Source organism: Campylobacter concisus, from assembly GCF_002912425.1.
Lineage (GTDB): Bacteria > Campylobacterota > Campylobacteria > Campylobacterales > Campylobacteraceae > Campylobacter_A > Campylobacter_A concisus_AH.
The window spans coordinates 1-10,770 of sequence record NZ_POYR01000098.1 but is presented as its reverse complement, the minus strand read 5'-3'; the positions used below and the strand labels follow the sequence as shown (position 1 = coordinate 10,770).

Sequence of the window (10,770 nt, the reverse complement as noted above, 5' to 3'; positions counted from 1 at the left end):
AAGTTGTAGATCTTTAAATGTGCTTTTTAGTTGATTTAGAGCTGGGTTATTAGTATCTGCTTCTAAGCTTGCTTCATAGTTGCCATCTTTTATCTCATTTACAAAGGTGTTGGCTTTTTGGATGAAGATACTTTGATCTTTCATGCCATCTTCAATGGCCTTTGTGTTTTTGTTTATTAGCTCTGCCATTTGACCAAATTCATCTTTAGATGTTATCTCTATAGGCTGGGCTTTGTTTGTCTTGTGATTTAGTAGATCAAAGAAAGATAGCAGGCCTGTTTTTAGTTTGAGGATGATTTTTAGGAGGTAAGAAGATAGGTAAAGTGAAAGCAATAGTCCTAAAATAAGCACCACTACAAGTACTCCGACAGATGCATAAGCAAGTGAGTTTAGATCCTCTAAAAGCTCATCTTTGTCAAGCTCGCCGATAAGATACCAGCCCATACTTTTGATATATTTTGAGCCGATCAATAAATTTCTGCCATCTTTATCTAGCGAAATGTAGCTGCCATTTTCGTTGATTAGCTTTTTAAGGTTTGCATCGCCAACTAAATCTTTTAGATTGCCGCTTGCATCTTTACCGATCTTGATGTCGCCTTTTTCATCGACCAGTAGAAATTTACCGCCACGACCTATCTTTTGTGACTGGACAAAATTTACTATCTCACTTAAATTTACGCCAGTCGCTGCGATACCATAAAATTTATCATCTTTTTGAACTTTATAGTTTATATACATCATTATCTTGCCACTGCCATCTTCGGCCTTGTTGATGTCGATTAGGCTTAGGCTGCTGCCATCTTTTAAGGCGTAGTACCATTTGTCATTTTCTGGGTTAATGACCTTTAAAATTTTATCTTCGACATAGTAGTTTAGGGTTCTATCTGAGCCAAACATTATTGTATCTAGCTTTAAATTTTTAGCAAGAGTTTGAAAATAGTCAAACAAGACCTTTCTGCCGTGCTCATCCTCGCCATTTTTGACCCAGTCTATTAAAAAGCTATTTTGAGTTATTTGATAAGAAGCGTCGATTATCTTATCAATGTAAGATTCTATTTTATAACCAACTTCATTGATCGCAAGTGGGAATTCTTTACTTTCTACCCTGTCGGTATATAAATTTTTAGCCATGTTATAGGTCACAAGACCAACCACACTAACACAAACTAAGATCATGACACTTAGCACAAGTGCCGTTCTCATCCTGAGTGACTTCATTGCATTCTCCTTAAAGTAAATTGACAATTTTATTACAATATATTTAAATAATATTAAATTTTATAAATTAGAAATTTGTGAGATTTTTTGCAAGAAGCATCTTGCCTCTTGCAAATTTATATTAGGATTTATTTTTTAAGGTCGTATTTAGCGAGCATTTTGTCAAATTCACCAGACTTTTGTAGCTCTTCGATCGCAGCATCTATCTTTTTGATAAGATCAGTATGTTTGCCCTTATCAAATGCCATCGCAAAGCCCTCTGTGCCGTCAGGAAGTCTTAAAAACTCCTCTAAGTCTGGATTTTGTTTTAAAAACTCAACACCTATTGGGCTATCAGTAAGCACAACATCGATCTTGCCGGCATTTAGTGACATTATAGCTGCTGCTACGTTTTCAGCTGGGATTGACTGAGTTGTGATCTTTTTAGCTGCATCCTCTTGGATTGTGCCAACTTGTGCTGAAATTTTCTTATCCTTAAGGTTCTCTTTATTTACATCTGAGCCTTTTTTGCGGATAAATAAATTCTCTGAAAAATAATATGGCTTAGTAAAATCAACAGACTTTCTTCTCTCATCAGTTGCGCTCATACCGCTTATCGCGATATCGATCTTGCCTGTTTTTAAAGCAGGTATTAGCCCATCAAAACTCATATTTGCAACGTCAAATTTGATCCCAGTTTTTTTAGTGATCTCATTTAAAAGATCGATCTCAAAGCCAACGATTTGATTTTTATCATCAAGATACTCAAATGGAGGGTAATCAGCGCTTGAACCCACCTTATAAACTACCTCTTTGCTAGCTTCTGGCGCATTTGCAACGGTTTTTTTACCACTATCATCACCACAACCTATAAAAAACAGGACTAACCCTAACGCTAGAAATTTTAATAAATTTTTCATTTTACTCCTTATTAGTGATTTAAAATTTTACCTAAAAACTCTCGCAGACGCTCGTGCTGCGGATTTGTAAAGACATTTTTTGGCGTATCATCAACTGCTATCTTGCCTTTGTCCATAAAGAAAATTCTATTTGCCACGTTTCTTGCAAAGCCCATCTCGTGGGTCACCACAAGCATCGTTATACCCTTTGCCGCGACATCTTTCATGATATCAAGCACCTCGCCGATCATCTCAGGATCTAGCGCACTTGTTGGTTCGTCAAATAGTATCACCTCTGGCTCCATTGCTAGGCTTCTAGCGATCGCGATACGCTGCTTTTGACCGCCTGAGAGCTTGTGCGGATAGGCAAATTTCTTATCGCTTAGCCCAACGCTCTTTAGCAGCTCATCTGCCCTCTTCTCAGCACTCTCTTTGTCTAAGATCCCATCTTTTATCGGAGCTAGAGTTAAATTTTGCAAGACATTTTTATTTGCAAAAAGGTTAAAGTGCTGAAACACCATGCTTACTTTTTGGCGAATTTTATTTATGTCTGATTTTTTATTGAGGATATCTTCGCCATTTATCTTGATATGCCCACTATCTGGCTCTTCAAGGCGGTTTATACAACGCAAAAATGTACTTTTTCCACCGCCACTTGGACCAATTATCGCTATGACTTCGCCTTTTTTGATATCAACGCTAATATCATTTAAAACACGCAAATCGCCATAGCTTTTGTTTAAATTTTTAATCTCAATCATGGCGATTTAGTCTCCTCTCAAGTAGTTTCACCAAAAGGGTGAAAAATTTAACGCTCACGTAATATACAATGCCCGTAAAAATGACTGGCTCTGGGCTGTAAAAGACCGCTTGAAGGCTCTTACTTTGCATCGTAATATCAACGACGCTTATGTAGCCAACGACTGAGGTCTCTTTAAAAAGCGATATAAATTCATTAGCAAGCGCTGGCAAGATATTTTTAGTAGCTTGTGGGAAGACTATCTCACGCATCGAAACGTAGTAGTTTAGCCCCATCGCCCTAGCTGCCTCCATCTGACCTTTATCGACGCTATTTATGCCGCTTCTTACGATCTCAGCGACGTATGCTGAGCTATTTAGTCCAAGTGCGATCACAGCGACGTAGAAGTTGTCGCTCCAAGTGGCAAAAATCACCACTGAAAATATAAGAAGTTGAAGTATTACAGGCGTTCCACGCAAGATGTCGATATACTCATCTATGACGAAATTTAAAACCTTGATATCTAAAAATTTAATAAAAGCTAAAATAAATCCAAGTGTGATACCTATAGCGATACCGCCTATCGTAAGACCTAGCGTCACTCCATAACTTTTGATATATGCGATCTCTTGTGCCTCACTAAGATCTCTTGGATAGAAAAAGTATGTTCCAAGTGAGACAATTATTATAAAAAATAGAAATTTGGCTAAATTTTGAGCGTTCAACTTCGTCCTTTCTTTAAAATGTAGCCTCAAATGATACGAAAAAAATTATATCATTTTGCTTAAAATTTTTTAAGGAATAAGCCCGCTCATTGAAATTTAAATGATTTTATAATAACATAAGCGTTTTATTTTATTTGAAAGGAATTTTATGAGCTTTGGGTCTTATTTAGCCATCGCCATCTATTTTGGTTTCTTGCTCTTTATCGGACGATATTTCTACGATAAAAACGCAAGTATGAACGAGTATCTACTGGATAACCGTCAAATGGGTCCAGTCGTCACCGCACTTAGCGCTGGCGCTTCTGATATGAGTGGTTGGATGCTACTTGGCGTGCCCGGGGCCTTATACGCAACTGGCGTTGCAAATGTCTGGATGATAGCTGGTCTTATCGTGGGAGCGTACTGCAACTACTTATTTCTAGCAAAAAGGCTTAGGGTCTATACTGAGGTCGCGAGCGATAGCATCACGATACCAGACTTTTTGGAAAACCGCTTTAAAGATAGGACTAAAATTTTAAGGATCATATCTGGCCTTATCATTTTGATATTTTTCACGCTTTACGTAAGTAGTGGCATCATCGCTGGTGGCAAGACTTTTGAGAGCTTTTTTGGTTTAAAATTTGCATACGGAGCGGTCTTTACGCTCATTATCGTAGTCTTTTACACGTTTTTTGGTGGATTTAAAGCCGTTAGCATAACCGACGCATTTCAGGGACTTTTGATGTTTTGTGTCCTAGTCTCGATCCCAGTCGTGGCATATCTAAATTTAGACCTGCCAAGCGATACAAATTTGATAAAAGAGATAAGCAGACTTGATGCAAATCACCTAAATCCATTTAGAGATCAGACTTTTTGGGGCATTTTGGGCCTTCTAGCTTGGGGCTTTGGCTACTTTGGACAGCCACATATTATAGTTAGATTTATGGCGATACGTGACTCAAAAGAGCTTGCAAAGGCAAGAAGGATCGGTATCGGCTGGATGACGATCGGCCTACTAGGTGCAATTATGAGCGGACTTATCGGCTTTGTCTATTTTAGTCAAAGAGGCGGACTAAGCGATCCTGAGACCGTATTTTTAAAGCTTGGTGAGCTACTTTTCCCACCATTTTTTATAGGTATCATCATCTCAGCCGTGCTTTCAGCGATCATGAGCACCATCTCAAGCCAGCTTTTGGTCACTTCAAGCTCGGTCACAAAAGATTTTATCTTTGCATTTTATAAAAAAGAGGTGAGTCAAAGCACGCAAACAGCGATCAGCCGCTATGCAGTTGTGGTTGTAGCGATAATTGCCACAGTGCTTGCCTTTATCTCGACAGATAACGTTTTAAACGTCGTTGGCAACGCTTGGGCTGGATTTGGCGCGAGCTTTGGTCCGGTGCTTCTTTTTAGCCTTTACTGGAAACGCATGAGCGCACTTGGAGCGCTTGCTGGCATGATAGCTGGCGGTGCGACCGTGATATTTTGGATAACATCAGGGTTAAATGCCTATGTTTATGAAATTTTACCAGGCATTTTAACCTCAAGCCTAGCCATCATCATGGTCAGTATCTGGGGCGACGCGATAAATAAAATGACTAGCGAGCCACATGAGCAAGTGATAAAAGATGAATTTGAAAAGATGAAGACAAGGCTTTAAATTTAAGCAAGGTGGCTAGCTTTAGCCACCATCAAAATTTACTTTAATTTTAAATTTCAATTTTCTTAAAACTAACCCTTGGATTTATAGTTAGTTTATCATGCGAGATAAACTCTTTTTTTAAGTATTTCTCACGCCCAGCCCTTGCTATCATCAGCGCATTATCAGAGCAAAACTCAAGTGGGGCTAGTAAAAGCTCACATCCATTTTCTTGACAAAGCGCTTCAAGCCTTTTGCGTAAATTTAAATTTGCACTAGCTCCGCCAACTACGCCAAAGCGCTTGAAATTTCTTAGCTTAAAAACCTTTTCAAGCTTGTTTAAGATGTGCTCGCAGGCTGTATTTTCAAAGGCATAGCAAATATCTGCGATATCTTTTTGCGTGATGGTTTTAAGCTTTGAAATTTCAACCCTGACTTGGTTTTTAAGCCCTGAAAAGCTGTATTCAAGGCGTTTGTTGTGAAGAAGTGGGACGGTAAATTTAAACCTATCTTTATCCTCACACAAAAGTGCATTTTGTTGCACGACGACGCCTCCTGGATAGCCAAGATCAAGCATCTTTGCCACCTTGTCAAAGCTCTCACCAAAGCTATCATCGCTTGTGCTTGCAAGCTCTAAAATCTCGCCATTTTCGCTAATCTCAAGTATCATCGTATGTCCGCCACTAACTAGCAAAACGCCAAGTGGGAAGGTGGCTTCACGATCTAAAAATAGCGAATAGATGTGACCAACTAGGTGATTTACGGCGATTAGCGGGATATTTAGGGCGATGCTTAGCGCTTTTGCCATGCTCACACCTCCTATCAGACTCACGCTTAGCCCTGGCTCGTTTGTCACAGCGATGGCGTTTATATCTTTTAAATTTGGCAAGATGTCATTTAAAAGTGCTGGCAGCGCCTTTGTATGAAGCCTCGCTGCAAGCTCTGGGACCACACCACCAAAGATAGCGTGCTCCTCTTCTTGCGAGATCTTTTTATAATAAATTTGCTCTAGCGTGCTTTCATCTATGAGCGCGACAGAGCTGTCATCACAGCTACTTTCTATACCAAGTATCATCTAAACTCCGCTAGTATCATGCCAGCAAATTTCTCTTTACCATTTTCGCTTTTGTAAAACTCAACTCGGTAAATTTTGCCATCTTTATCTATGCTATAGCTTTTGTTTAGGCTGTTTTTATCGATGTCCTGCTCGCTCTCATCAACGCTTTTTGTGCCATACCCTATGACATTTACGCGAACGTTTTTGAGCGCTTTTATCTTAAAGCTCTTTTTAACGCTAAATTTGTCGCCACTTTTTAGCACAAGCTCGTTGCCATCACTCAAAAGAGAAATTTTATCAAGTGGCTTTGCAAACTCGAAGTATTGCGGCTTTAGCCTTGTGACAGAGCGGTTGCCATACTGCACTTTGTAAGTGTCGTTATCTTTTATGACGGCGATTAGCGGATTTGGCGAGTGGTAGCTTAGCTCGCCCTTTTTAAATGGCACGAAGCTTATCACTGGCTTTAAATTTTTAAGGCTAAGAGAGTAGCTGTCAAATAGCTCAAGCCTGATCTCCTTTTCGATCGCTTTTTTTACACTTTTGACATCAAGCTCAAATGGCCTAGTAAAGCCAATGCCAGCCTTTTTCATATACTCCTCAATCGCTACTAGGTGATAATATGTCCTTTGCTCGGCGTTTAAATTTTTGCTAGCTTCGTTTGCAAAGGCAGACTTGTTTTGCGTGATCGCGTAGTAGGTGAGGCTTTTTAGCATCTCTTTATCGCCCATCGCTGTGTGCGTATTTTTTACGTGATACTGATGTTTTGGATCTATAAGGTGCTTATTTAGCACATCTTTTACGCTTGAAGCGATACTTTCAAGCTCTGGGTACTTTGAGCCTGGCAATGTGCTTTGATCGATTATGCAGGTGTTGCCCCATTTGTCTGGATTTTCGTCCTTGCTTATAAATTTATCTCTATAATATCCGCTGCCATCGTGTAAATTTAAGATGAGAGTGACGTTTTTGTCGGTGATGACGTCTTTTATCTTCATTACTGAGTTGTAGTCTGGATCGTCCTTTTCGACGTGGGCGAATTTTCTATTCATATCGCCCTTTGTGCCGCGACTTCGCTCGATGATACTTGGGAAATTTAAATTTGGCACGACCCAAAGCGAGCCTTTTGTGATGTTGTAGTCAGTCGCCACGATAGAGGCCGCCAAAAAACCGCCTGGCTCGTCGCCTTGTATGCCACCGATTAAGAGCATAGTATTGCTACTTGGCTCACCTTTTTTGATAAGTGCATAGTCCAGTGCGCTTGCATTTGCAAGGCTTGCAGCCGCAAGAGCTGCTAAAAAAAGTCTAAATTTACGCATTAATATCCTTCGTAATGCTTTGTTTTTGGTAAAAGCAAATTTAAAACTATACCAGTAACCGCGCCAAGTCCGATACCTGAAAATTTAACCGCACCAAGATCAAGCACCATGCCGCCGATGGCAAAGATGAAGATGAGGGCTACGATTATCATATTTCTAGGATCGGCAAGATCGACTCTGTTTTTTATAAGTGTCTCCATGCCAACGCTTGCGATGATGCCAAAAAGTAGCAGCATGATACCGCCGATGACTGGAGCTGGGATGGTCGAGAGCACCGCGCCAAGCTTGCCAACGAAGGCTAGCACGATAGCAGTGATCGCCGCAAAGGTCATGATCGCTGGATTATACGCTTTTGTAAGGCTAACTGCGCCTGTGACCTCTGAGTAGGTGGTGTTTGGCGGACCACCAAAGGCAGCAGCTAGCGAGGTGGCTAGGCCGTCACCTAAAAGGGTATTTTTAAGCCCTGGATTTTTCAAAAAATCCTCTTTTGTGACGTTTGAGATAGCGAGCATATCGCCGATGTGCTCGATCGCTGGGGCGATGGCGATAGGTATCATGTAGATGATCGCTTCGAGTTCAAATTTTGGTGCGCTAAAGCTTGGCACTCTAAACCAAGGGGCGCTTGCAATGGCGCTAAAATCAACCATGCCAAAGCAGTAAGCCACGATGTAGCCGGTGATGATGCCAAGTAAGATCGGTATGAGCCTAAACATCCCCCGTCCTAGCATCATAACAAGGATAGTGGCGATAAGCGAGGTCGCTGCAACTATCATCGCCTCGTTTTGCGTATAGACCTCAGTGGCTGAAGTGGCCATTTTGACGGCATTTGGAGCGAGTATAAGGCCTATGGTCATGATAACTGGACCAACGACAACTGGAGGCAAAATTTTATGCAAAATTTTCTCGCCGCCAAAGCGAACTACAAGACTTAGCACTACGTAGAAAAATCCAGCAAATATAACGCCACCCATAGTCACTGGTATGCCCCATTTTTCGATGCCGTACTGAAGCGGAGCGATGAAGGCAAATGAGCTTGCTAGAAAGATCGGCGGGACGTTTTTTCTAGTTATTAGCTGAAAAAGCAGCGTGCCAAGGCCAGCTGTAAAGAGCGCGACGTTCGCATCAAGACCCGTAAGGATAGGCACGAGCACGAGCGCACCAAAGGCGACAAATAAAAACTGCACACCGATCAAGCTTTGCTTAATATCAAATTTATACCCCTCATACCTTTGCATTTAGCATCCTTTTTGCGTATTCTCTAACCTCTTTATCAACTTCATAAATTTCATCTACGTTTGAAATTTTTATATCCTTAAATTTCTTAGCCAAGCCCAAAATAAGCCTTGAGATATCCAAAAATGAGCATTTTTTCTCTAAAAAGCTAAACACTCCAACCTCGTTGGCTGCGTTTATGACGACACCTAGATCAGGACTAGCTAAGACTTCATCTTTTAGAGAAAAGACTGGGTATTTTTTAAGGCTGATCCTCTGAAATTTGATATTTTTTAGATCAAGTAAATTTGCGTGCGAGACGATATTTTGCTCAACTTTTTCAAAGATAGCATGCGAAATGGCTAGCTTCATATCTGTGCGTGAAAGATGCATCGTGCTTGAGCCGTCTACGAACTCGACTACAGCGTGGATGGCTGAAGTTGGCTCTATCACGGCCTCGATATCTTTTATACCGTAAAGCCAGTAGGCCTCCATCACCTCAAAAAGCTTGTTTGTCATCGTCGCGCTATCAATCGTTATCTTTGCACCCATATCCCAGTTTGGGTGTTTTAGCGCATCACTTGGCGTGGCGTCTTTTAGAAATTTGATCGGTTTTTTATAAAATGCCCCGCCACTTGCTGTGATGATGAGCTTGCTTGGAGTTGTTTTATTTTCTAGTAGAAATTTAAGCCCAAAATGCTCGCTGTCAATGGGCAAAATTTCTCTTGTTTTTAAAAACTTGCCACCAACTACAAGGCTCTCTTTGTTTGCAAGTGCCAGCCTTTTGCCAAGCGCTTGTGTCTTTAGGCTAGGAGCAAGGCCAGCAAAGCCAACAAGGGCGTTTATCACCTTTTTTGAGCTTGAAATTTCAAGCATTTCTAGCAGTCCAGCCTCGCCAAAAAAGATATTTTTGGCCTCAATGTTTTTTACATTTTTAACTAGCTTTTCGTCGCCCACACAGACAAATTTTGGCTTAAATTTTAAAATTTGCTCGTTTAGAAGATCAACATTTTTAGCGCAGCTTAGCGCCTCGACGCTAATGTCAAATTTTTCGCAGAGCGCTAGAGTATTTTTGCCGATCGAGCCAGTTGAGCCAAGTATTACCACGATAGCGACCAAAGTAGCGCAACAACGCCAAATAAATAGCCATCTATCCTATCAAGCATGCCGCCGTGACCTGGGAAAAGCGTGCCGCTGTCTTTGACGCCGCAAAGTCTTTTTAGATAGCTCTCAAAGAGATCTCCCCAGACCGCAAAGACGCAGACTAAAAAGCTTGAAAATAGAATTTGAAAAAATCCATCTGTTACGAAATTTCCAACGACGCAGCCAACTATGGTGCCTACTACCACGCCGCCAACTGCGCCCTCGATAGTCTTGTTTGGTGAGCTTGGGCTAAACGGGTGCTTGCCAAAGGCTTTGCCAACGAAAAATGCGCCACTATCGCTTGCAACGACGCTTAAGATAAGCCACGCAAGATAGCCCATGCCATACTCTGAGTAGAGCATCCACATCATAAAAATAGGAGTTGTCGGATAGACAAAAGGGGCGACTAGCTTTAAATTTTCGCTTTTTATGTGTGCAAGGATAGATGCTACCAGCATGATAGCTAGGATCGCTATGAAGATCGGATTTGTAAAATATGTAAGCACGTAAAATGCGAGCGCTGCATAAACTAGCTGTTTGTGATCGATGCCATAAAGCTTGAGCGACTCATTAAAGGCAAAGTAAAGCACAGCGCCAAGCAAAATAAAATTTAAAATATAATTATCTATAAAAAAAACTACCAAAATAGCAACAAACATCAAAACGCCAGTGATAATGCGTGAAGACATACACTCTCCTTAAAATCGTTATTTTGCCGTAATTATAACACTTAAAATTTAGACGGCGTTTATAAGAGTGAAATTTGGTTTAAAAAGTGTTTTGAGTTGGTAAATTTTAGATTTATTTGGGTGGCTACGCAAAAAATTTATGCGATGAAAACAAAAGATTGTTTATTCTTATATCTAGAAA

At 40.7% G+C, this 10,770-nt stretch carries 10 protein-coding genes; 1 reads left to right on the top strand and 9 read right to left on the bottom strand.

What is annotated here, in order from left to right; all coding sequences use genetic code 11:
• The 4 genes from CYP84_RS05080 to CYP84_RS05065 form a co-directional block, all read right to left on the bottom strand.
• On the bottom strand, positions 1–1,218 hold a 1,218-nt coding region (locus tag CYP84_RS05080; RefSeq protein WP_180996386.1), incomplete at its 3' end, for a cache domain-containing protein.
• Between the two features lie 128 nt (positions 1,219–1,346).
• Positions 1,347–2,117, bottom strand: coding sequence for a basic amino acid ABC transporter substrate-binding protein (locus tag CYP84_RS05075; RefSeq protein WP_103636876.1), 771 nt, complete (start codon positions 2,115–2,117; stop codon positions 1,347–1,349).
• Positions 2,118–2,128: 11 nt separating this feature from the next.
• Positions 2,129–2,857, bottom strand: coding sequence for an amino acid ABC transporter ATP-binding protein (locus CYP84_RS05070; protein WP_103636875.1), 729 nt, complete (start codon positions 2,855–2,857; stop codon positions 2,129–2,131).
• Positions 2,850–3,560: an amino acid ABC transporter permease gene (locus CYP84_RS05065; RefSeq protein ID WP_012140157.1), complete on the bottom strand. Its 711-nt coding sequence runs from the start codon at positions 3,558–3,560 to the stop codon at positions 2,850–2,852. Before CYP84_RS05065 ends, CYP84_RS05070 begins: the two co-directional genes overlap by 8 nt.
• A gap of 148 nt (positions 3,561–3,708) precedes the next feature.
• Here CYP84_RS05065 and putP point away from each other — a divergent pair, with 148 nt between their 5' ends.
• Positions 3,709–5,196, top strand: coding sequence for a sodium/proline symporter PutP (gene putP, locus CYP84_RS05060; protein WP_021092063.1), 1,488 nt, complete (start codon positions 3,709–3,711; stop codon positions 5,194–5,196).
• Between the two features lie 49 nt (positions 5,197–5,245).
• Here putP and tsaD read toward each other — a convergent pair whose 3' ends face one another.
• The 5 genes from tsaD to CYP84_RS05035 are packed head-to-tail and all read right to left on the bottom strand — an operon-like array spanning position 5,246 to position 10,589.
• Entirely contained in the window at positions 5,246–6,250 is a 1,005-nt protein-coding gene (tsaD, locus tag CYP84_RS05055; RefSeq protein ID WP_103636874.1) for a tRNA (adenosine(37)-N6)-threonylcarbamoyltransferase complex transferase subunit TsaD, read from the bottom strand.
• Positions 6,247–7,545 (bottom strand): M99 family carboxypeptidase catalytic domain-containing protein, encoded by a 1,299-nt coding sequence (locus tag CYP84_RS05050; RefSeq protein WP_103636873.1) that lies wholly within the window; start codon positions 7,543–7,545, stop codon positions 6,247–6,249. The genes tsaD and CYP84_RS05050 overlap by 4 nt, the downstream gene beginning before the upstream one ends.
• On the bottom strand, positions 7,545–8,780 hold the full coding sequence (locus CYP84_RS05045) for a uracil-xanthine permease family protein (protein ID WP_103636872.1): 1,236 nt from the start codon (positions 8,778–8,780) through the stop codon (positions 7,545–7,547). The genes CYP84_RS05050 and CYP84_RS05045 overlap by 1 nt, the downstream gene beginning before the upstream one ends.
• Positions 8,767–9,876 (bottom strand): 1-deoxy-D-xylulose-5-phosphate reductoisomerase, encoded by a 1,110-nt coding sequence (gene dxr / locus CYP84_RS05040; protein WP_103636871.1) that lies wholly within the window; start codon positions 9,874–9,876, stop codon positions 8,767–8,769. The genes CYP84_RS05045 and dxr overlap by 14 nt, the downstream gene beginning before the upstream one ends.
• Positions 9,858–10,589 (bottom strand): phosphatidate cytidylyltransferase, encoded by a 732-nt coding sequence (locus CYP84_RS05035; RefSeq protein ID WP_009294260.1) that lies wholly within the window; start codon positions 10,587–10,589, stop codon positions 9,858–9,860. The genes dxr and CYP84_RS05035 overlap by 19 nt, the downstream gene beginning before the upstream one ends.
• Between the last annotated feature and the right edge of the window lie 181 nt (positions 10,590–10,770).